This window comes from Streptomyces cinnabarinus (assembly GCF_027270315.1).
Taxonomy (GTDB): Bacteria; Actinomycetota; Actinomycetes; order Streptomycetales; family Streptomycetaceae; genus Streptomyces; species Streptomyces cinnabarinus.
This window is the reverse complement of sequence record NZ_CP114413.1, coordinates 4,844,495-4,865,856: the sequence shown is the minus strand read 5'-3', so window position 1 is coordinate 4,865,856 and position 21,362 is coordinate 4,844,495. Positions and strand designations below refer to the sequence as shown.

20 protein-coding genes are annotated in these 21,362 nt (G+C 72.5%); 7 read left to right on the top strand and 13 right to left on the bottom strand.

Going from position 1 to position 21,362, the window contains the following annotated elements:
* Positions 1 to 111 precede the first annotated feature (111 nt).
* Together STRCI_RS21995 and STRCI_RS21990 are read left to right on the top strand one after the other, a co-directional pair.
* Complete coding sequence (locus STRCI_RS21995) at positions 112 to 834, top strand: ABC transporter ATP-binding protein (RefSeq protein WP_269660669.1); 723 nt, start codon at positions 112 to 114, stop codon at positions 832 to 834.
* Positions 831 to 3,353 carry an ABC transporter permease gene (locus STRCI_RS21990; protein WP_269660668.1) on the top strand — a complete coding sequence of 841 codons (2,523 nt, stop codon included), beginning with the start codon at positions 831 to 833 and terminating at the stop codon, positions 3,351 to 3,353. Before STRCI_RS21995 ends, STRCI_RS21990 begins: the two co-directional genes overlap by 4 nt.
* 58 nt (positions 3,354 to 3,411) lie before the next feature.
* On the opposite strand, the gene STRCI_RS21985 is transcribed toward STRCI_RS21990, so the two are convergent.
* Positions 3,412 to 4,695, bottom strand: a complete 1,284-nt coding sequence (locus tag STRCI_RS21985; RefSeq protein WP_269660667.1) for an adenylosuccinate synthase — start codon at positions 4,693 to 4,695, stop codon at positions 3,412 to 3,414.
* 186 nt (positions 4,696 to 4,881) lie between these two features.
* Here STRCI_RS21985 and STRCI_RS21980 point away from each other — a divergent pair, with 186 nt between their 5' ends.
* A complete protein-coding gene (locus STRCI_RS21980; RefSeq protein ID WP_269660666.1) occupies positions 4,882 to 5,727 on the top strand; it encodes a diacylglycerol kinase catalytic domain-containing protein in 846 nt (281 codons plus the stop codon).
* A 398-nt stretch (positions 5,728 to 6,125) separates the two neighbouring features.
* On the opposite strand, the gene STRCI_RS21975 is transcribed toward STRCI_RS21980, so the two are convergent.
* Complete coding sequence (locus STRCI_RS21975; protein ID WP_269660665.1) at positions 6,126 to 6,638, bottom strand: GbsR/MarR family transcriptional regulator; 513 nt, start codon at positions 6,636 to 6,638, stop codon at positions 6,126 to 6,128.
* 73 nt (positions 6,639 to 6,711) lie between these two features.
* Between STRCI_RS21975 and STRCI_RS21970 the strand changes: the two genes are divergently transcribed.
* Genes STRCI_RS21970 through STRCI_RS21960 form a run of 3 tightly spaced genes read left to right on the top strand, consistent with a single transcriptional unit; the run spans position 6,712 to position 9,455 of the window.
* Complete coding sequence (locus STRCI_RS21970) at positions 6,712 to 7,602, top strand: ABC transporter ATP-binding protein (protein WP_269660664.1); 891 nt, start codon at positions 6,712 to 6,714, stop codon at positions 7,600 to 7,602.
* Entirely contained in the window at positions 7,599 to 9,179 is a 1,581-nt protein-coding gene (locus STRCI_RS21965; protein ID WP_269660663.1) for an ABC transporter permease, read from the top strand. Before STRCI_RS21970 ends, STRCI_RS21965 begins: the two co-directional genes overlap by 4 nt.
* A gap of 51 nt (positions 9,180 to 9,230) precedes the next feature.
* A complete protein-coding gene (locus STRCI_RS21960; RefSeq protein WP_269660662.1) occupies positions 9,231 to 9,455 on the top strand; it encodes a hypothetical protein in 225 nt (74 codons plus the stop codon).
* Here STRCI_RS21960 and STRCI_RS21955 read toward each other — a convergent pair.
* On the bottom strand, positions 9,439 to 10,641 hold the full coding sequence (locus STRCI_RS21955; protein WP_269660661.1) for a cytochrome P450: 1,203 nt from the start codon (positions 10,639 to 10,641) through the stop codon (positions 9,439 to 9,441). The two genes, STRCI_RS21960 and STRCI_RS21955, sit on opposite strands and share 17 nt — an antisense overlap.
* Before the next feature lie 74 nt (positions 10,642 to 10,715).
* Between STRCI_RS21955 and STRCI_RS21950 the strand changes: the two genes are divergently transcribed.
* Positions 10,716 to 11,534, top strand: a complete 819-nt coding sequence (locus STRCI_RS21950) for a hypothetical protein (protein WP_269660660.1) — start codon at positions 10,716 to 10,718, stop codon at positions 11,532 to 11,534.
* Here STRCI_RS21950 and STRCI_RS21945 read toward each other — a convergent pair whose 3' ends face one another.
* From STRCI_RS21945 to STRCI_RS21900, 10 genes are all read right to left on the bottom strand, one after another.
* Positions 11,535 to 12,200, bottom strand: a complete 666-nt coding sequence (locus tag STRCI_RS21945; protein WP_269660659.1) for a response regulator — start codon at positions 12,198 to 12,200, stop codon at positions 11,535 to 11,537.
* Entirely contained in the window at positions 12,197 to 13,525 is a 1,329-nt protein-coding gene (locus STRCI_RS21940) for a sensor histidine kinase (RefSeq protein ID WP_269660658.1), read from the bottom strand. The genes STRCI_RS21945 and STRCI_RS21940 overlap by 4 nt, the downstream gene beginning before the upstream one ends.
* Before the next feature lie 96 nt (positions 13,526 to 13,621).
* Positions 13,622 to 14,482 (bottom strand): alpha/beta hydrolase, encoded by an 861-nt coding sequence (locus STRCI_RS21935; protein ID WP_269660657.1) that lies wholly within the window; start codon positions 14,480 to 14,482, stop codon positions 13,622 to 13,624.
* A gap of 179 nt (positions 14,483 to 14,661) precedes the next feature.
* Positions 14,662 to 15,849, bottom strand: coding sequence for a kynureninase (kynU, locus tag STRCI_RS21930; protein WP_269660656.1), 1,188 nt, complete (start codon positions 15,847 to 15,849; stop codon positions 14,662 to 14,664).
* A complete protein-coding gene (locus STRCI_RS21925) occupies positions 15,842 to 16,681 on the bottom strand; it encodes a tryptophan 2,3-dioxygenase family protein (RefSeq protein WP_269660655.1) in 840 nt (279 codons plus the stop codon). Before STRCI_RS21925 ends, kynU begins: the two co-directional genes overlap by 8 nt.
* A 149-nt stretch (positions 16,682 to 16,830) precedes the next feature.
* Positions 16,831 to 17,244 carry a DUF3151 domain-containing protein gene (locus STRCI_RS21920; RefSeq protein WP_269660654.1) on the bottom strand — a complete coding sequence of 138 codons (414 nt, stop codon included), beginning with the start codon at positions 17,242 to 17,244 and terminating at the stop codon, positions 16,831 to 16,833.
* Between the two features lie 60 nt (positions 17,245 to 17,304).
* A complete protein-coding gene (locus STRCI_RS21915) occupies positions 17,305 to 18,753 on the bottom strand; it encodes an MFS transporter (protein ID WP_269660653.1) in 1,449 nt (482 codons plus the stop codon).
* A gap of 78 nt (positions 18,754 to 18,831) precedes the next feature.
* Entirely contained in the window at positions 18,832 to 19,854 is a 1,023-nt protein-coding gene (fbaA, locus tag STRCI_RS21910; RefSeq protein ID WP_269660652.1) for a class II fructose-bisphosphate aldolase, read from the bottom strand.
* Between the two features lie 153 nt (positions 19,855 to 20,007).
* Positions 20,008 to 20,556, bottom strand: a complete 549-nt coding sequence (gene pyrE / locus STRCI_RS21905) for an orotate phosphoribosyltransferase (protein WP_190017087.1) — start codon at positions 20,554 to 20,556, stop codon at positions 20,008 to 20,010.
* Positions 20,557 to 20,566: 10 nt separating this feature from the next.
* The gene (locus STRCI_RS21900) at positions 20,567 to 21,355 is read right to left on the bottom strand and encodes an aldose epimerase family protein (RefSeq protein ID WP_269660651.1); all 789 of its coding nucleotides are present in this window, start codon (positions 21,353 to 21,355) and stop codon (positions 20,567 to 20,569) included.
* Positions 21,356 to 21,362: the final 7 nt, after the last annotated feature.

The following is a 21,362-nucleotide window of genomic DNA, read 5'->3' as shown; positions in this document are numbered from 1 at the left end:
TCCGTCCGGTACGGCAGTCGCCTTCGGCGCCGCGGGCGACGACCCGGACCCGGCCGCGCCCCTAGCGTCCAGCCGAACCGTCCGACCGTTCGACCTCGGCTGGGAGACCCCATGACAGGCACCACGACCCCGACCGCACCACCCCTCATCGACATCCGCGACGTGAGCCGGACGTACGGCGAGGGACCGCCCGCGCTCGACGGGGTCGGGCTGAGCGTGCGGCCCGGGGAGGCGGTGGCCGTGCTCGGGCCGTCGGGCAGCGGCAAGTCGACGCTGCTCAACCTGATCGCGGGCCTGGACCGGCCGGACACCGGCAGCGTCACCGTGGACGGACTGCGGGTGGACCAGCTGGGCGAGGCGGCGTCCGCGAGGTACCGGCGGGCGCGGATCGGCATGGTCTTCCAGTTCTTCAACCTCCTCGACGACCTCACCGTCACCGACAACGTCCTGCTCCCCGCCCAGCTGGCCGGGGTCCCCCGCGCCGAGGCCCAGCGGCGCGCCGCGGAGTTGCTGGCCCACCTCGGCATCGAGCGGCACGCCGCCGCCCACCCCGGCCGGCTGTCCGGCGGGGAGCGCCAACGGGTCGCCGTCGCCCGCGCGCTGATGAACCGTCCGGCCCTGCTGCTGGCGGACGAGCCGACCGGCGCGCTGGACTCCGCCGCCGGTGCGGACGTGCGGGAGCTGCTGACCGCGCTCAACGCGGACGGGCAGACGATCGTGCTGGTCACGCATGATCCGGTGCTCGCCTCGGCCTGTACGCGGCGCACGGTCGAGCTGGTCGACGGCCGGATCGTGCGGGACACCGCGCGGGGCTCGGCGGCGGTGCTCCGGTGAGCGCGCTGGGCGGGGTGGTGCGGGCCGGGCTCGGGCGGCGCCGGCTCCAGACCACGGTGATGATCCTGACCACGCTGATCGCGGTGACCGCGTCCGTGGTCGCGGCCGGGGTGCTCGTCGCGTCCCGGGCGCCTTTCGAGCAGGCCATGTCGGAGCGGGCGGGGGCCCATCTGACCGCGTGGTTCGACGGGCGGAAGGCCACGGCGAAGCAGCTGGCGGCCACCGCGCGGGCGGCCGGGGTGACCGAGGCGGCCGGGCCGTTCCGGACTCTTTCGCTGGCACCGCGTACGGCGTCCGCGTCCGAGGGGCTGCCGTCCGGGGTGACGCTGCCCGAGCGGACCGTCGTCGGGCGGGCCGAGCCGGGCGGGGCCGTCGACCGGCTGGACGTGGTGTCCGGCAGGTGGGCCACCCGGCCCGGCGAGATCGTGCTGGCCGACGGCGAGGACGCGATCCAGCCGGGCACCCGTCTCGACCTCCCCGGGCTGCCGGGCTCGCCGACCCTGACCGTCGTCGGCCTGGCCCGCTCGGTGACCGGCACGGCGGACGCGTGGGTGACCCCGGCCCAGGCGTCGGCGCTCACCACGAAGGACGACAGCGCCGGGTACCAGATGCTCTACCGCCTGCGTGACTCCGGTACGGAAACGCAGGTGGCGGAGGGCCGGGCCGCGATCGAGGCCGCCGCACCGCAAGGCGCGCTCACCGGAACCCGCTCCCACCTCGCCGTCCGGCAGGAACAGCTCGCCAACGCGCTGGCGTTCGTGCCGTTCGTGGCGGCCTTCGGGGTGCTGGGCCTCGCGATGTCGGTACTGATCATCGGCATCATCGTCAGCGGCACGGTCGGCTCCGCCACGCACCGCATCGGCGTCCTGAAATCCCTCGGCTTCACCCCGGCCCAGGTGGTCCGCGCCTACGTCGCCCAGGCCCTGCTGCCCGCCGCCATCGGCGCCGCCCTCGGAGTGGCCCTCGGCAACGTGTTCGCGGGCCCGGTCCTGGGCGGCGTCGAGGACGTCTACAACGGCGCCCCGGCGGCCGTCCCCTGGTGGATCGACATCACGGCCCCCGCAATGGCCCTGGCCCTGGTCACCCTCGCCGCCCTGGCCCCGGCCCTGCGCGCAGGCCGCCTGCGCACCATCGAGGCCATCACGGCGGGCCGCACCCCGAACCCCGCCCGAGGCCGACTCACCCGGCGCCGCCCAGCACGACCGGCACCCCGCCCGGACACCGCCGCCCGCACACCGGACACCCACCACCCGACCGGCCGGCCGCGACAGCCGGGACCACGGACTGTCCCGCGATCCCCGGTCACCGCCCGAGGCCGACTCACCCACCGCCTGACCTCCCGCCTGCCCCGCACCGTCGGACTGGGCCTCGCCCGGCCCTTCGTGCGCCCCGGGCGTTCGCTGACGACCGCCGCCGCCGTCGCCCTCGCCACCCTCACGGTGACCTTCGCGGTAGGGCTGGCCCTGACCCTCGGTGCCGTGCAGTCGGAGCGGATGCTGGACTCCGCCGCGCCGGTCGTCGTGGAGACCGGCCGGGGGCAAGGGGGTCCGGGCGGTGCCGTGGCCGTGCCCGCGCCGGGACAGGAGCCACGACAGCCCGCCGATCCGGCGGCCGTGGTCACCGCCCTCGACGGCCAGGAGTCCACCCGCCGCTACTACGGCACCGCCCACGCCGAGGTGAACGCGACCGGGATCACCGGCCGGACCACGGTGACCGCCTACGACGGCGATTCGTCCTGGGGCGCCCCGCCGATGGTCTCGGGCGAGTGGCTCGGCGGCCCCGGCGAGGCCGTGGTCACCGAGCGGTTCCTCGACGCCGCCGGAATCCAGGTCGGCGACACCGTGAAGCTGACCGAGAAGGGCCGCGGCACGACCGTACGCATCGTGGGCGAGGCGTTCTTCACCGAGGACGACGGCATGAGCCTGCTGACCCGGACCGCCACCCTCACCGCCCTCGGCCTCGACACCGCCCCGGCGAGCTTCCACGTCCAGCCCGACTCCGGCACCGACGCCTCTGCCTACGTCACGGGGCTGAACAAGGCCCTCGACGGCACCGGCGCCGTCGCCCACACCAACACGGACAACTCCTCCAGCGTCATCGCCGCCATGGACGCCCTGATCGCCATGCTCACCCTGCTGCTGGTCGCGGTCGCGGGCCTGGGTGTGCTCAACACCGTCGTGCTGGACACCCGGGACCGGATCCACGACCTCGGGATCTTCAAGGCCCTCGGGATGACTCCCCGGCAGACCGTCGCCCTGGTCCTCACCTCCGTCGCCGTCATCGGCCTGCTCGCCGGAGCCATCGGCGTCCCGGCCGGAGTGGCCCTGCACCACTACGTCACCCCGCTCATGGGCGACGCCGTGGGCATGCACCTGCCCGGCGAGCACATCGGCGTCTACACCCCGCCCGCCCTGGCCCTGCTCGCCCTGGGCGGCCTGCTGATCGCCCTGGCCGGCGCCCTCCTCCCGGCAGGCTGGGCCGCCCGCACGGACACGTCCCGGGCCCTGCGCACGGAATGACAAACGCAGAAGAGGGGCGCCCCGCGGGACGCCCCTCTTCTCAACAGCCGGAGACAGCTCAGATGAACGAGTTGATCTCGATCGTCTCGTCCCGGCCCGGGCCCACGCCGATCGCGGAGATCGGAGCGCCGGACATTTCCTCCAGCGCCTTGACGTACGCCTGGGCGTTCTTCGGCAGGTCGGAGAACGACTTCGCCTTCGAGATGTCCTCGGACCAGCCCGGCAGCATCTCGTAGACCGGCTTCGCGTGGTGGAAGTCCGTCTGCGAGTACGGCAGCTCCTCGACCCGCCTGCCGTCGATCTCGTACGCGACACAGACCGGGATCTGCTCCCAGCCGGTGAGCACGTCGAGCTTGGTGAGGAAGAAGTCGGTCAGGCCGTTGACGCGGGTCGCGTACCGGGCGATGACCGCGTCGAACCAGCCGCAGCGCCGGTCACGGCCGGTGGTGACGCCCCGCTCGCCGCCGATCCGGCGCAGCGCCTCGCCGTCCTCGTCGAACAGCTCGGTCGGGAACGGGCCCGAGCCGACGCGGGTCGTGTAGGCCTTGAGGATGCCGATGACCCGGTTGATCTTCGTCGGGCCCACGCCCGCGCCCGTGCAGGCGCCGCCCGCGGTCGGGTTGGACGAGGTGACGAACGGATACGTGCCGTGGTCGATGTCGAGCAGCGTGCCCTGGCCGCCCTCGAAGAGCACGACCTTGTCGTCCTCCAGGGCCTGGTTCAGCACCAGCACCGTGTCGGCGACGAACGGCTTGATCTGCTCGGCGTAGCCCAGCAGCTCCTCCACCACCTGGTCCACGGCGATCGCGCGGCGGTTGTAGAGCTTGGTCAGCAGCTGGTTCTTGACGTCGAGCGCCGCCTCCACCTTCTGCTGGAGGATCGACTCGTCGTAGAGGTCCTGCACCCGGATGCCGACGCGGTTGATCTTGTCCGCGTAGGTCGGCCCGATGCCGCGCCCGGTCGTGCCGATCTTCCGCTTACCGAGGAAGCGTTCCGTCACCTTGTCGACGGTGACGTTGTACGGCGTGATGATGTGCGCGTTTCCGCTGATGAGGAGCTTGGACGTGTCGACGCCGCGCTCGTTCAGACCGCTCAGCTCGGAGAGCAGGACCGACGGGTCGACAACGACACCGTTTCCGATGACCGGGGTGCACCCCGGGGACAGGATTCCGGAAGGGAGAAGGTGCAGGGCGTACTTCTGATCGCCCACGACCACCGTGTGGCCGGCATTGTTGCCGCCCTGGTAGCGCACCACATAATCGACCGAGCCACCGAGCAGGTCGGTCGCCTTTCCCTTGCCTTCGTCACCCCACTGAGCACCGAGCAGCACAAGTGCGGGCACGCGCGTACACCCCTTCCGGGCGGGGCATGTCCAAGGTCAGGGGTGTACGCCGCACGTGTGCGGGTGATACACCGGCGACCTTCGTTGGCCGCAAACCGTCGGACCGGATGCCCCGGAATAGACGAAGCCCCTGGCGCAATAGCGCAAGGGGCTCTTGCACAAAGATGCTACCCGAGGAAGCGAGGCATGGCCGAGGTGGCGACTTCCGCGACGTCCGATCAGCTGCTGGTGGTCATCGACCCGGTCGCCCGGCATTGGGACGGGGAGTCCGTTCGGATCGCAAAAGACGTGCTCAGCGCGGGTGCCACCACCAAGGTGTGCCTGCCGGAGGGGCCCGAGGAATTCGCCCGCGCGCTCGCCCGAAGGGGTTCGCGGCGGCCGGTGGTGATCGGCGACGACCGGGCGCTGGTGCGTGCGGTGTCCCTGTTGCACCGGCGGCGGGAGCTGGCCGGATGCGCGCTGTCGGTGGTCCCGGTGGGCGCGATGCTGTCGCTGGCCGGGGCGCTGGGGGTGCCCATCGGCGCGGTGGCGGCGGCGCGGGCCGTGCTGGACGGAGTCGAGAGCCGGGTGGACGTGCTCGTCGACGACAGCGACGGGGTGGTGCTGGGCGCGCTGCGGATCCCGCCGGTGCCGCCGGGGCCGGGGAGCGCCGAGGCCGCGGAGGGGCGGCCCTGGCGGCGGACGTACCACTCCCTGGTACGGACGCTGGCGCCGACGCGGCCGGCTCCGGCGCCCTCGGGGGCCGGGCCCGCGCGGCTGCGGGTCGAGGTCGACGGGCTGACCCTGGTGGACCTGGACCAGCCGGTGGAGGGCGTCTCGGTGACCCCGCACGGCTCCGGCACGGCGTCGGTGGAGGTCCGCCCGGCCTCGATAGGCGCGGAGGCGGCGCCCCTGCTGGCGCGGGGCCGCCGGGTGACGGTGTCCGGGGCGGACTTCCGCTACCGGGCGGACGCGCTGGAGGCGGGGCCGGTCCGCAGACGGACCTGGACGGTGTGGGAGGGGGCGCTGGGGCTGGTGCTGCCGGGGAAATAACGGCGGACCGCCGGCGGAGGCCTGCCGGTGCCGGGCAGACGGGCGGTGCCGGGCCGCGGGCCGAGGCCTGGCCACGGGTCGCTGGCCGAGGCTGGGCCGCCGGCCGGTGCCGGGCCACGGGTCACAGGCCGGTGCCGGGCCGCAGGTCGCCGACCGAGGCCTGGCCGGTGCCGGGCCGCCGACGGGTGCCGGGCCGAGGGTCGCTGGCCAAGACTGGGCCGAGGGTCGCCGACCGCTGGCCGCTGGCCGAGGCTGGGCCGCCGGCCGGTGCCGGGCCGCAGGTCGCCGACCGAGGCCTGGCCGGTGCCGGGCCGCCGACCGGTGCCAGGCCGCTGTCCGCGGGGCCGGGCCGGGCCCAGACCGCATGCCACGCGCCGGAGGCGGGCCCGGACTGCGGATCACTCGCCGGAGCCCGGCCCGAACCGCTCGTCCCGGTGCGTCCGCCAGCGTTCCATCATCGCCGCGATCTCGCCCTCGATGAACTCGAAGAAGGCCAGCGTCTCGGCCATGCGGCGGCCCGCCGGGGTGTCCCGGCCGAGGCTCGCCACGCCGTCCCGCAGCGCGCCTTCCCAGCGCTTGATGACGGCCTCGCGGTTGGTGAGGGCCTCGTACCACTGGTCCCCGTGCACCCGGTAGCGCTCGCGCCGTGAGCCGGGCTCGCGCTCCCGGCTGACCATGTGGGTCTGGGCCAGGTAGCGCACCGCGCCGGAGACCGCGGCCGGGCTGATCCGCAGCTGTTCGCCCAGTTCGGCGGAGGTCAGCGCGCCCTCGTCGGAGGCGAGCAGCGCGGCGAAGACCCGGGCCGCCATCCGCTGCATCCCGGCCTCGACGAGCTGCGCCGCGAAGGACTCGACAAACCTCGACACGGCCTCCGTGTCCCGCCCCGCCGCCCCGGCCGCTGCTTCCGTCATGCGCCCATCCTATCGGCGATTCACACGCTTCCTTAACTTCACAAATTTCTGAAAGAAGCGTACGTTCAGAGCCATGACGAAGGCAATCACCGTCTCCGGACTGCACAAGCGGTTCGGGAGCACGCATGCGCTCGACGGCCTCGACCTGGAGGTGGAGACCGGCGAGGTGCACGGTTTCCTCGGCCCGAACGGCTCCGGGAAGTCCACCACCATCCGCGTCCTGCTGGGCCTGCTGCGCGCCGACTCCGGCGCCGCTCAGATCCTCGGCCTCGACCCCTGGGCGGACGCGGTGGAGGCGCACCGGCGGATCGCCTACGTCCCCGGCGACGTCACCCTGTGGCGCAACCTCTCCGGCGGCGAGGTCATCGACCTGTACGGCCGTCTGCGCGGCGGCCTGGACGCCCGCCGGCGCGCCGAACTGACCGAGCGCTTCGAGCTGGACCCCACCAAGAAGGGCCGCACCTACTCCAAGGGCAACCGCCAGAAGGTCGCCCTGGTCGCGGCCTTCGCCTCGGACGTGGACCTGCTGATCCTCGACGAGCCCACGTCGGGCCTCGACCCGCTGATGGAGGAGGTCTTCCAGCGCTGTGTGGAGGAGGCCCGGGAGCAGGGCCGGACGATCCTGCTCTCCTCGCACATCCTCAGCGAGGTGGAGCAGCTCTGCGACCGGGTGAGCATCATCCGCAAGGGCCGTACGGTCGAGACCGGGTCCCTCGCCGATCTGCGGCACCTCACCCGGACCAGCGTCGCGGCCGAACTCGCGGGCCCGCCCAACGGGTTGGCACACCTGCCCGGCGTGCACGACCTCGACATCCAGGGCCACCGCGTCCGGCTCCAGGTCGACACGGACCAGCTGGACGCCGTGCTGAAGTCGTTCGCGCAGTCCGGGGTCCGCTCGCTGACCTCCACCCCGCCCACCCTGGAGGAGCTGTTCCTGCGGCAATACCAGGAGGCGGACCGATGACCACGGCCACCGCCGAACTGGCGGGCACCGGGACGCTGTTGCGGTTCGCGCTGCGCCGGGACCGGCTGATGATCCCGGTCTGGGTGGCGGTGAACGCCCTGATGATCCTGTCGATGCCGGGCACGCTGGAGGGCGTGTACGCGACGGACGCGGACCGCGCGAAACTCGTCGCGGACACCGCCTCCAACGCCTCCTTCCGCGCCCTGATCGGCCCGGTCTTCGACGACTCGACCGGCGCGCTGACGACCTGGCGGGTCGGCGTGTACGCGGGCGCCCTCGCGGCCGTCGTCAGCCTGCTGGTCGTCGTACGGCACACGCGGGACGAGGAGGAGAGCGGGCGGCAGGAGCTGGTGGCGTCCGGGACGGTGGGCCGCCGGGCCTCCCTGACGGCGTCGCTGCTGGCGGCGGGCGTCGCAAACGCCGTACTGGCGCTGCTGGTCGCGGTCGGCCTCGCCGGGCAGGGCGCGGCCGGGGCGCTGGCCTTCGGGCTCGGCCTCGCCGGGGTCGGCATGGTCTTCGCGACGCTGGCGGCGATCGTCGCGCAGTTCACGGAGAGCGCACGGCTGGCCCGGGGTCTGACGGCGGGCCTGCTGGGCGCGGCCTTCGTCCTGCGCGCGGCGGGCGACTCGGCCTCGGACGACGGCTCGTCGCCACTGACCTGGGCCTCACCCCTGGGCTGGCTGTCGAACCTGCGGGCCTTCGCGGACGAACGCTGGTGGGTCCTGCTCCTGTTCGCGGCAGCGACGGCGGCCCAGGCGGCGCTCGCCTACGCCCTTGCGGGCCGCCGGGACGTCGGCATGAGCTTCTTCCCGTCCCGCCCCGGCCCCGCCGAGGGCCGCCTCGCCACGACCACCGCCCTCGCCTGGCGACTCCAGCGGGGCGGCGTGCTCGGCTGGAGCATCGGCTTCTTCCTCGCCGGGGTCGTCTACGGCGGCCTCACGGACGGTGTGACGGACCTAGTGGGCGACAACGAGAACGCCCGCGAGATCTTCGAGCGCATGGGCGGCCGGAGCGGCCTGACGGACGCCTTCCTCGCCTCGATGATCGGCATGCTGGGCCTGATCGCGTCCCTGTACGTGGTCTCCTCGGTCCTGCGCCTGCACGGCGAGGAGACCTCGATGCGGGCGGAGCCGCTCCTGGCGAACGCGGTGAGCCGCCTGCGCTGGTCCGCCGGCCACCTCCTCATCGCCTTCGCGGGATCGGCCTGGATCATGCTCCTGGCGGGCCTGGGCTTCGCCGCGGGCTACGGCGAGCAGATCCCCGCGATCCTGGCCGCCTGCCTCATCCAGCTCCCGGCGGTATGGCTGATCGGCGGCATCGCGGTCCTCCTCCACGGCGCCCTGCCGCGGGCCGCGATGGCGGCATGGGCGGTGGCGGCCGCGGTCCTGCTGATCGGCTGGGTGGGCCCGGCCCTGGACGCCCCGCAGGCCGTCCTGGACCTCTCCCCCTTCGCCCACCTCCCCAAGCTGCCGGGCGGGGAGATGGCGTGGGGCCCGGTACTGGCGCTGCTGGCGCTGGCCGCACTGCTCGTCGCCGCAGGACTGGCGGGGCTGCGGCGGCGGGACATGACGACGTAGGGCCGACGGCGCCCGGAACCTCCGACGGCCCCGCACGCGTCCGTCCCGGGCATGGGAGAACGCATGCAGGCCGCCGGGGGTTGTCTGATCGGCGCTCTCGGGGCGGGCGCCGGGCTCGCGGTGTGGGCCGTCGATGTCCGGGGGCGGTTCTGGCGGTTCGAGCAGGCGCCCGACTGGAGGGTGCTGTACGCCGAGCTGCCCTTGGCGGTGCTCGGGGGCACCGCCCTCGCTCTTGGGCTGTGGGCTCTGGCCCGGCGGCTCAGACCGCGACGCTGAGCCCTTCCAGGCCCCGGATCACGAAGTTCGGCTTCCGCCGCGGATCCTCCGCGAGACTCAGGGCCGGGGCCCGTTCCAGCAGCGCCGTCATCGAGGCCGCCAGTTCGATACGGGCCAGGGGGGCGCCGATGCAGTAGTGGATGCCGGCGCTGAAGGAGATGTGCGGGTTCTCCTGGCGGGTGAGGTCGAGGCGCTCGGGGTTCGCGAACACCTCGGGGTCGTGGTTCGCCGAGCCGAAGAGCATCGCGATCTCCGCGCCGCGCGGGATCGTCGTGCCGTCGATCTCGATCTCGTCCAGCACCCAGCGCTCGAAGAGCTGGAGCGGGGTGTCGTAGCGCATCAGTTCCTCGATCGCGGCCGGGACCAAGGTGTGGTCCGCGCGCAGGGCGGCCAGCTGGTCCGGGTTGCGGAACAGGGCGTACCAGCCGTTGACCGTGGAGTTCACCGTCGCCTCGTGCCCCGCGTTCAGGAGCAGGACACAGGTGGAGATCATCTCCTGTTCCGTGAGGCGGTCGCCCTCGTCGTGCGCCGCGATGAGACCGGAGATCAGGTCCTCCCCCGGCTCCTTGCGGCGCTCGGCGATCAGCTCCCGCAGGTACTCCGAGAACTCGACGGAGGCCCGTACCGCCTTCCGGGCCGTCTCCTCCGGCGGGTTCAGCTCGTACATGCCGCAGATGTCCGCCGACCAGGGCCGCAGGGGTGCCCGGTCCGCCTCCGGGATGCCCAGCATCTCGGCGATCACCGCGACCGGCAGCGGCTCGGCGACATCGGTGAGCAGATCGCCGCCGCCTGCGTCGACCAGGCCGTCCACCAGTTCCCCGGCCAGCCGTGCGACGTACGGCTTGAGCCGCTCGACCGTCCTCGGGGTGAACGCCTTGGAGACCAGGCGCCGGATCCTGGTGTGGTCCGGCGGTTCGAGGTCCAGCATCCCGTGGTCGTTCAGGGTGTGGAACGGCTCGTGCTCCGCGGGAGGGGCCGTCCGCCCGAACTCCTCGTGCGTGAACCGGTGCTGGTACGTCCGCCCGAGGCGGCGGTCCCGCAGCAGCGCCGAGACGTCGGCGTGGTGCGGCACCAGCCACTGGTTCGTCGGCTCGAAATAGCGCACACGGCCCTGGGTACGCAGCTCGGCGTAGGCGGGGTAGGGGTCGGCGAGGAACGCCGGGTCCCATGGATCGAAGGCTCCCATGAACGGACGCTAGCCCGGGATCCCCCCGTCTGACCAGGGGTGTCAGATCTTCACCCAACCTCTACGATCACGCCATGTCGATCATGCCACCGTCCGTCCCCGTCCTCCGGGGCCGCAGGGACACCCAACTCCAGTTCGACGGCTCGGCGTTGGTCCTGCGCCGACGGGACAAGGAACACCGCATACCCCTGGCCGCCGTCGCCCGCGTCCACAGCGCCGGCCGGGTGGTGGAGGTGGAGCTGACGGCCCCGCCCGGCGGCCGCCCGGCCGTCCACCGGATCGAGGACGTCGGCGAGGACGCGGGCCGGGCCTTCACCGACGCCGTCACCACCGCGCTGTCCGGCGTCCCCGAGCCCGCCGCCGACGGCTCCGCCCTCGTCACCGTCCGGACCCTGCACGACGAGAACCGACAGATCGGACAGCGGCGGGCGATCCGGCTCGGCTGGCTGGCGCTGATCCTCGTGCTGGCCGGGGAGACCGTGCTGCTCACGCTCACCGAAGACGCCGAGATGATCTTCCTGGTGTGGATCTGCGGCTTCCTCGGCGGAGTCTGCGTCCACATCGGGGTGCGCCTGACCCCGTTCGGCAAGCCGGTGTGGCGGCTGCCCAAGCACGGTGTCACGGTGCTCGCGCGGTACGACGGCTACCACGACGGGATGCACGTGTACGCGTTCACCGACCTCAACGGCAAGCAGTACGGCTACACGCCCCCCGGTTACCGCGGGGACACGATCGAGGTCGTCTACGACCCCCGCGACCCCTTCAGCGGCACCGAGCGGAGTCTGCTCATCGGCCGGGGGATCATGCTGCTCCCGCTGATCCTCTTCGGCGGTCTCGGCGGACTCATGCTCCTGCTCATCCTCGCGATGATCCCCGCCGCCCTGTTCGCCTGATCAGCCCGGCGTCACCAGCCGTGCCTCGTACGCGAACACCGCGGCCTGGGTGCGGTCCCTGAGGCCCAGTTTCACCAGGATCCGGCTGACGTGGGTCTTGATCGTCGACTCCGCCACCACCAGGCGCCCGGCGATCTCCGCGTTGGACAGGCCCTGGGCGATCAGCACCAGCACCTCCGTCTCGCGCTCGGTGAGGTCGCCGTAGGCCGCGTGGGCTCCGGTGAACGCCCTCGGAGCCTCGGACAGTTTGGAGAACTCCGTGATCAGGCGGCGGGTGACCGAGGGGGCGAGGAGTGCCTCGCCGGAGGCCACCACCCGCACCCCGTCCGCCAGTTGGCGCGCCGAGGCGTCCTTGAGCAGGAAGCCGGAGGCCCCGGCGCGCAGCGCCTGGTAGACGTACTCGTCGAGGTCGAAGGTGGTCAGGACCAGCACCCTCGCCGTGCCGTCCGCCGCCACGATCTCCCGGGTCGCCTCGATGCCGTTCAGCTCAGGCATGCGGATGTCCATCAGGACGACGTCGGGGGCGAGTTCGCGAACCTTCGCCACCGCCTCACGGCCGTTCACCGCCTCGCCGACGACCTCGATGTCCGGCATCGCGTTCAGCAGCACCGAGAAGCCCTCGCGGACCATCATCTGGTCGTCGGCGATCAGGACGCGGATCGTCATGCCTCGTCACCCGCGACGTCGCCCAGGTGCGGCACCGGGAGGAACACCGCCACCTCGTAACCGCCTTCGTCCGTCGCTCCGGCCGTCATCTCGCCGTTCAGCATGGTCACCCGCTCCCGCATGCCGGTGATGCCGTGTCCCGCGCCGGGCGAGGGCTTGATCAACGCAGGTGCCGGCGGCGGGGTGTTGACGATACGCAGGCCCAGGCCGCCCAGGACGTAGCCGATCTCCACCTTCGCCTCCGCGCCGGGCGCGTGCCGCAGGGTGTTGCTCAGGGCCTCCTGGACTATTCGGTACGCCGACAGCTCGACGCCCTGCGGCAGTTCGCGCACCGCTCCGGTCACCGTCTTGTCGACGCTCAGCCCGGCGTCGCGCACATTGGCGAGCAGCGCGTCGAGGTCGCCGAGCGTGGGCTGCGGGGCGTCCGGGGCCTCATAGTCCTCGGCACGTACGACGCCCAGGACCCGGCGCAGTTCGGTCAGCGCCGCCACCGCGTTCTCCCGAATGGTGGCGAAGGCCCGCTCCAGTTCCTCCGGCGGGTTCTCCACCCGGTAGGGCGCGGCCTCCGCCTGGATGGCGACGACCGACATGTGGTGGGCGACCACGTCGTGCAGCTCACGGGCGATCGTGGAGCGCTCCTCCAGCAGGGTCCGCTTCGACCGCTCCTGCGCGGTCACCGTCGCCTGCGCGGTCACCTCCTGCTTCGCCTCACGGCGGATGTGCCAGACGGCGACGCAGAGCAGGATCAGCGCGGAGATCGTCATCATCGGGCCGGTGTTGGAGCCGTAGTAGTAGCCGCGGCCGAACCCGGCCTCCGACACCAGGCCGTACGCCCCGGTCAGCAGCCACATCCACAGCGCGGTGCGCGGCCTGGTGCGCACCGCGACCACCGTCAGCACCGTCAGATGGCTGACGACGGCCCCGGCCATCCACGGCCACTCGCTCCAGGCGCCGCCGAGGACTCCGACGACCGGAGTGGCGGCCATGGACAGCCAGAACGCTCCGATGGGCCGCACCATGACCAGCAGGACGGGGATCGCGCAGAGCGGACCGGCCAGCGTGAGCGCGGTCTGGCTGTCCTCGTTCGCGGCGATCACCGCGAAAAGGGCGGCCACCGCGATCAGCGCGTGCGGGGTCCAGGCCGCGTACTCCCGCATCCGGGCGGGCAGCAGCCGGACCAGCGGGCCGTCGGTGCGCAGCCGGGGCAGCGGCCGGTAGGCGAAGGCGTCGTGGAACAGGTCCTGCCGCAGCCCGCGCAGGGCGTCAGCGGCCAGCCGGAACTCCGGGCTGAGGGTCTTGCTGGTCGTCTCGGTCACGTACAGCACGGTAGGCGCAGGCCCGGGTCGCCGTCGTCACCTGCGAGAAGGGTCCTTCGGGGTCCGTCTCAAGTACTACGGCGGCCACGGCACCGGGGGCACCCGTCACCAGGCGAGCTGGGCGATCTCCTCCGCCACCACCGCGCACGCGTCGGCCACCGGGTCGATCAGCGGGAAGTGGCCCACGTCCTCCAGCAGCGTCAGCCCGACCACCTCACCCGCCTTCGCCGCCGCGTCCGCGTACGCCTCGGCGACCGCCTGCGGCACATCCACGTCGGTGCGGCCCTGCACGAGGGTGGTGGCGATACCGGTGGGCAGCAGCAGCGCGGGGTCGGCGTACGGCCGCCGCTCGGCGAAGTGCTCGTCGCCGCCCAGGAGTTGACGTGCCGCGCCACCGCAGACGTCCAGCTTGTCGGCGACCAGGAAGTCGGCGATCGGGGCGAGCGCGACGACACCGCGCAGCGGGGCGGGGCCGTCGGTGCGCCAGGGCGCGTCGGCGGGCAGCACATGGCGGGCGGCCGCCCACAGCGCGAGCTGACCGCCGGCGGAGTGACCGGTGACGACGGTGCGCCGGGGGTCGGCCTGCGGGAGGTGCGTCCTGGTCAGCGCGGGCAGCGCGGCCAGCGCGGCGGCCACGTCGTCGAGGGTGTCGGGCCAGCGGCCGGCCACGTCCTTCGTGCCCTCCGCTCCCTTGCGGTACTCGACATTGGCCACGGCGAAGCCCCGGCGGGCCAGGAAGTCGCAGAACGGGGTGATGTGGCGGCGGTCGTACGGGGCGCGCCAGGCGCCGCCGTGCAGGACGACCACGAGAGGGGCGAGGTCGGTCTCGGTGCGCGGGGCGTAGAAGTCGATCACCTGGTCGGGGTGGTCGCCGTACGCGGCGCTCGCGTCGGGCTCGACGGGCGGGTGCGAGAAGGCCGACTGCTCCTCAGCGGCGGACCGGGCTGCGGCGGCGTCGTCCGGCATGCTCCAACCTCTCAGCGATGAAATCCAATTGGCGGACCAGGTGAAGAGATGCGCCCGTTGGCGGGGACGGTATCAGCCCGGTGACGTGCGCGGACACGCGGATGTCACGCTGGGTGAGGGGTAAACGGTTCTGTACCGCGCGGGCGGTGGGCGCCGGCCGGGCGGCGCCCACCGAGGGGTCACCCGGCGAGCGTCTCCGCCAGCGTCCGTGCCGCCCTCTCCACGTCCGCGAATCCGACGTACAGCGGGGTGAAGCCGAAGCGGAGGACGTCCGGGGACCGGAAGTCGCCCACCACTCCCCGCTCGATCAGCCGCTCCATCACCGTGGCCGCGTCGTCGCAGCGCAGCGCGACCTGGCTGCCGCGCTCCCCGTGCGCCACCGGGGTCAGGGACTCCACCCGGCCGCCGGGGACGTACTCCTCGACGCACTCCAGGAAGAAGTCCGTCAGGGCCAGGGACTTCGCGCGCACCGACTCCACCGAGACGTCGTCCCAGACCTCCAGCGCCGCCTCCAGGGCGAGCATGGAGAGGATGTCCGGCGTGCCGACACGGCCGCGCGGGGCGCCCGCCGCCGGTTCGTAGTCGCCGCGCATGCCGAAGGGGTCCACGTGGGAGTTCCAGCCCGGCAGCGGGGAGTCGAAGCGGTCCTGGAGATCCGCCCGTACGTAGAGGTACGCCGGTGAACCCGGGCCCCCGTTCAGGTACTTGTAGGTGCAGCCGACCGCCAGGTCGACGCCGTGCTGGTCCAGGCCCACCGGCAGGGCTCCCGCGCTGTGGCACAGGTCCCAGACCACCGGCGCCCCCGCCGCGTGCACCGCGGCCGTCAGCGACGGCAGGTCGTGCAGCCGCCCGGTGCGGTAGTCGACGTGGTTGAGCAGGACGGCGGCCGTCCGGTCACCCAGGACCGAGGGGACCTCGGACGGGTCCACCGGACGCAGCGTGCAGCCGGTCATCCGGGCCGCCGACGCCGCGATGTATCCGTCCGTCGGGAAGGTCGTGGCGTCCACGACGATCTCGTCGCGACCCTCCCCGGCCACCCTTACCGCCGCCACAAGTGCCTTGAAAACATTGACACTTGTCGAGTCGCCGACCACGATCTGCCCCGGCGCGGCCCCGACCAGCGGAGCGATCCGGTCGCCGATCCGCTCGGGGGCGGTCCACCAGCCGCTCTCCTCCCAGGACCGGATGCGCAGGGCGCCCCACTGACGCCGGACCACGTCCGCGACCCGGTCCGGCACGTTCGCCGGGAGCGCGCCGAGCGAGTTGCCGTCGAGGTAGACGGCCTCGTCGAGGACGAACTCGCCCCGCTTGGCGCTGAGTTCGTCCGCGGCGTCGAGCTTCTCCGCCCGGACCCTGAGCTCAGACATGGGACCTCGCCGTCCACAGCTCGGGGAAGACGTTCTTGCGGGCGCGCTTCTCCAGCCAGGCCACCCCGGCCGAACCGCCCGTGCCCGCCTTGGAGCCCATCGCGCGGCGGGTGGCGACCAGGTGGTCGTTGCGCCAGCGCCACACCAGCTCGCCGACGTCCGTGAGCGCCTCGCCCAGCCGGGCGACCTCGTCCCCGGCGTCACCGGAGTAGACGGCCGTCCAGGCGGCCTCGACCGCGTCGGAGGGCTCGTAGCGCGCGGAGACGTCACGGTGCAGCACGGAGGCGGGGATCGGGTGCCCGCGCCGGGACAGCAGCCGCAGCACCTCGTCGTACAGGCTCGGCTCGTGCAGCGCCTTCTCCAGTTCCGCGTGGACGCGGGGCGCGCCGCGGTGCGGGACGAGCATGGACGCGGACTTCTCGCCGAGCAGGAACTCCATCCGCCGGTACATCGCCGACTGGAAGCCGGAGCCCTCGCCGAGGGCGGAGCGGTAGGAGTTGAACTGGGCCGGGGTGAGCTGGCCGAGCGGCTTCCAGGAGGCGTTCAGCGCCTCCAGCTCCCGTACCGAACGCTTCAGCGCGTCGATCGCGACCGGCACCCGGTCCTCGCGCAGCGCGTGCGCGGCGGTCTCCCACTCATGGACGACGACGGTGAACCACAGCTCCATGACCTGGGTGGTGACCAGGAAGACCATCTCTCCGGGATCGTCGGAGAGGGTGTGCTGGAGATGGGTGAGCACGTCCGCCTTGACGTAGTCCTCGTACGGCGTCGTGCCTGCGAAGTCGAGATGCGGGGTCTCGGGCTCCTGGGTTTCGTGAGCCTCGTGGGACATCGCTGTCTCCTGTTGTGTACTCCGGGTAGCGGTCCGCCCCTGCCGTTATCGACACGGGGGCCCCGGTCCCCACCCGAATCCTCCGGGGTCCTCCCCGAAAAGTGCAAGGCCCGACTGGATCACAGCCGGACCCGCACTCAAGACACGGTCTAGCCGAGCGTCTGCGCAGCCGTCGGGGAGGAGTCCTTCAGGAACTGCGAGCAGCGCTCGTACTCCTCCTGCTCGCCGATCGAACCCGCGGCGCGGGCGAGGGCGTGCAGGGCGCGCAGGAAGCCGCGGTTCGGCTCGTGCTCCCAGGGCACCGGGCCGTGGCCCTTCCAGCCGTTGCGGCGCAGCGCGTCCAGGCCGCGGTGGTAGCCGGTACGGGCGTAGGCGTACGACTCCACGACGCTGCCCCGCTCGAACGCGTCGTCGGCCAGCTGTGCCCAGGCCAGCGAGGACGTCGGGTACTTCGCGGCGACATCGGCGGGCGCCGTACCGGACGCGAGGAGCTCACGCGGCTCCGGATCGTCGGGGAGGTGGGTCGGGGGCGGTCCCCCGAGAAGGTTCTCGTGAATCGTCATGGTTCCAGTCTGGTGTATCGGCCGCCCGACGCGCCGCTCGGGCCGGTCCCCTCCCGGGCGCTAGGTGAGCCGCTTCTTCGCCGGTTCCCCCTCCAGCGGTGGCGTCGTGATCGCCCCGTACGTAAGGCACTCCGGCTTCCGGCAGTCCGGTGGCAGGCTGCGTACCGTCGCGAAGGCCAGGACCGAGCCCGCCACCAGCACGCCCGCGCACCACAGCATGGCCTCCTGGAAGGCGCTGTCGAAGGCGTCCGGGTTGCGGTACGCCTCCTCGCCCATCCCGGTCAGCAGCGGCAGCGCGGCGACCGCGACGAGGCCAGCGGCACGGGCCGCCGCGTTGTTGATGCCGCTGGCCAGGCCCGCCCGCGCAACGTTCACGGAGGCGAGGACGGTGGCCGTCAGCGGGGCGACCAGGGTGACCAGGCCGAACCCGAAGACCAGGACGGCGGGCAGGACATCGGTGACGTAGTCGGCGTCCGGGCCGACGCGCAGCATCAACAGCAGCCCGGCCGCGCTCACCAGCGGTCCCACGGTGAGCGGGATGCGCGGGCCGATCCTGCCGGCGAGAGCGCCGGAGCGGGCCGACAGCAGCAGCATCAGGACGGTCGTCGGCAGCAGCGCCGTACCGGCGGCCAGGGCCGAGTAGCCGGAGACGACCTGGAGCTGGATCACGGCGAGGAAGAAGAACCCGCCGAGGGCCGCGTACACGCACAGGGTGACCAGGTTGACCGCGGTGAACTGGCGGGACGCGAAGATGTCCAGCGGCATCATCGGGTCCGGCCGCCGCTTCTCGACGTACACGAAGGCGACGCCGAGGGCCGCGCCCAGGACCGCGGTGATCCAGTCCGCCTCGATCAGCGCGTACGTCACCAGGGCGAGCGACAGCGCCCCGAGGGCCGCGCCGAGGACGTCGAAGCGGCCGTGCGCGGTGTCGTCCCCGGACTCGGGCACATGGCGCAGCGCGATGGGCACGCAGACCAGCGCCAGCGGCACGTTCAGCAGGAACACCCACCGCCAGCCGGGCCCGTCCACCAGCCAGCCGCCGAGGAACGGCCCCACGGCCGCCCCGATGCCGCCGAACCCGGACCACAGGCCGACCGCGCGCGCCCGGTCGTCGGGGTGGAAGGAGGCCTGGATGAGCGCCAGTGACCCCGGCGTGAGGAGCGCGCCGCCCACCCCTTGCAGGGCACGGGCGGCGATGAGGACCTCGGCGTTCGGGGCGATCCCGCACAGCAGCGAGGCCAGGGCGAACCACACCACACCGATGACGAAGATCTTGCGGCGGCCGTAGCGGTCGCCCAGGGAGCCGCCGAGGAGGATCAGCCCGGCCAGGGTGACCAGGTAGGCGTTGGACGTCCACTGGAGCGCGGAGAGGTTCGCGTCGAGGTCGCGGCCGATGGCGGGCAGGGCAATGTTGACGACGGTGGAGTCCAGCAGGGCCATGCTGGATCCGAGGATCGTGGTCAGCAGGATCCAGCGGCCCTGCGGGGAGGCGAGCCGTACGTCGGGCATGGCACCAGATATACAGCGAGCCCGGCGCCGTAGACAGTCGAGACTGCCGGACGCCGGGCTCAGGAGTGCACTACGGGACTACTTGATCTTCGTGCCCGTCGAGCGCAGGTGGCCGCAGGCCTCCAGGACCCGCGCGGCCATGCTCGCCTCGGCCAGCTTGCCCCAGGTGCGCGGGTCGTAGGTCTTCTTGTTGCCGACCTCGCCGTCGACCTTCAGGACGCCGTCGTAGTTCTGGAACATGTGCGCGGCGACCGGACGCGTGAAGGCGTACTGGGTGTCCGTGTCCAGGTTCATCTTCACGACGCCGTTCTCCAGCGCGGTGGCGATCTCCTCGGCGGTGGAGCCGGAGCCGCCGTGGAAGACGAAGTCGAACGGGCTCCCCTTGCCGTACTTCTCGCCCACGCCCTGCTGGAGGTCCTTCAGCAGCTCGGGGCGCAGGACCACGTTGCCCGGCTTGTAGACGCCGTGCACGTTGCCGAAGGAGGCGGCCAGCAGGTAGCGGCCCTTCTCGCCCAGGCCCAGGGCCTCGGCGGTGCGGAGCGCGTCGTCGACGGTCGTGTACAGCTCATCGTTGATCTCGTGGCTGACGCCGTCCTCCTCGCCGCCGGTCGGGGTGATCTCCACCTCAAGGATGATCTTGGCGGCGGCGGCACGGGGCAGCAGCTCCTGGGCGATGGCCAGGTTGTCGGCGAGGGTCTCGGCCGAGCCGTCCCACATGTGCGACTGGAACAGCGGGTTGCCGCCGGCCTTGACGCGCTCCTCGGACACGGCGATCAGCGGGCGCACGTAGGCGTCCAGCTTGTCCTTGGGGCAGTGGTCGGTGTGCAGCGCGATGTTGACGTCGTACTTCGCGGCGACGATGTGCGCGAACTCGGCCAGGGCGACGGCGCCGGTGACCATGTCCTTGCTGTGCTGACCGCCGAGGAACTCCGCGCCACCGGTGGAGATCTGGACGATGCCGTCGCTCTCGGCCTCCGCGAAGCCGCGCAGCGCAGCGTGCAGGGTCTGGGAGGAGGTCACATTGATGGCCGGGTAGGCGAACTTGCCTGCCTTCGCCCGGTCGAGCATCTCGTTGTAGACCTCGGGGGTTGCGATGGGCATCTGTCCGCTCCTTGTGATGTGCGGGTTGCGTTCTGCGTACTACGGCCCTGACCTAGACCTGGGATGCGACGTCATCGTCGACGTCGGGGCCATCTTTCCAGACGAACCGGGATGCTCCGAGAGCTGTCTCAGACGCTGTCCTCGGAACGGCTGTCAGTCGAGGCCGAGCTCGTCCTTGGAGAACGCGAAGCGGTACGGCACTCCCGCGCCCGCCTCGATCTTCTCGGCGGCGCCGGTCGCCCGGTCGACGATGGTCGCGACGGCCACGACCTCGGCGCCGGCCTCGCGCACCGCCTCGACGGCGGTCAGCGGGGAGCCTCCGGTCGTGGAGGTGTCCTCGACCACCAGCACCCGGCGGCCCGCGATGTCCGGGCCCTCGACGCGGCGCTGGAGGCCGTGCGCCTTGGCGGCCTTGCGGACGACGAAGGCGTCCAGCTTCCGGCCGCGCGCGGCGGCGGCGTGCAGCATGGCCGCGGCGACCGGGTCGGCGCCCATGGTCAGACCGCCGACCGCGTCGAACTCCAGGTCGGCGGTGAGGTCGAGCAGCACCTGGCCGACCAGCGGCGCGGCTTCCCCGTCGAGGGTGATACGCCGCAGATCGACGTAGTAGTCCGCCTCCAGACCCGACGACAGGGTCACCTTGCCGTGCACCACGGCCTTGTCCTTGATCTGCTGCAGCAGCGCGCCACGTACGTCCGTCATGCCGAACAGCTTAGAGGCGGGTCCAGCTCCAGGTGGTCGTGGCCTCCAGCGGCTCCAGCGGGGTGACCAGGCGCGGGAGCGTGTTCAGGCCGTCGGGCGGGCCGGTCTGCGGCTCCACGCAGACGGCGGCGTCCTGCTCGTCGTAGACGACGACCCACTGCTCGGGGCTGGTGACCTTGAGCGCGAGCCGTCCCGGCCAGGTCAGGGTGACGTCGACTCCGTCCGGCATGCCGAAGCAGTCGTCCCAGGGGCCCGGCTTGGGGTCGATCCGGTGGCCGGTGGGCAGATGGTCCGCCCCGCGCTCCTCCTGCCAGGCGGGGGCGAAGTCGAGGGTCACGTCCGCGCCGTCGAGGGTGCGGTGGAACCACGGGTGCCAGCCGATCTGCGCCGGGAAGGAGTCCTGGTACGTCTCGATCGACATGGTGAGCGTCAGCGAGCTCTCGGTGAGGGCGACGACCTGGGTGACGCGGGCACTGTGCGGCCAGGGGTCCACCAGGTCGTACGTGATCACCGCCTCGTCGGTGGTGGTGCGGGCGGTGCGCCAGGCGCCGTCGCGGGCCGTGCCGTGGATGGCGTGCGGCGGGGAGTTGAGCGGCATCCGGCGGACGGTGGCGCCGTCGCGGAAGCGGCCGTCCCTGATCCGGCCGCACCAGGGGACCATGGGGAAGCAGCCGAAACGGTCTCCCTGGCGCAGGAGTTCGGTCCCTGCCACGCGCAGGCCGCCGATTCTTCCGCCGTTGCCCGGTTGCACGGTCACCTGCGCGTCGCCCACGGTCAGCGTGATGTCTTCGTTACTCACGGGATGA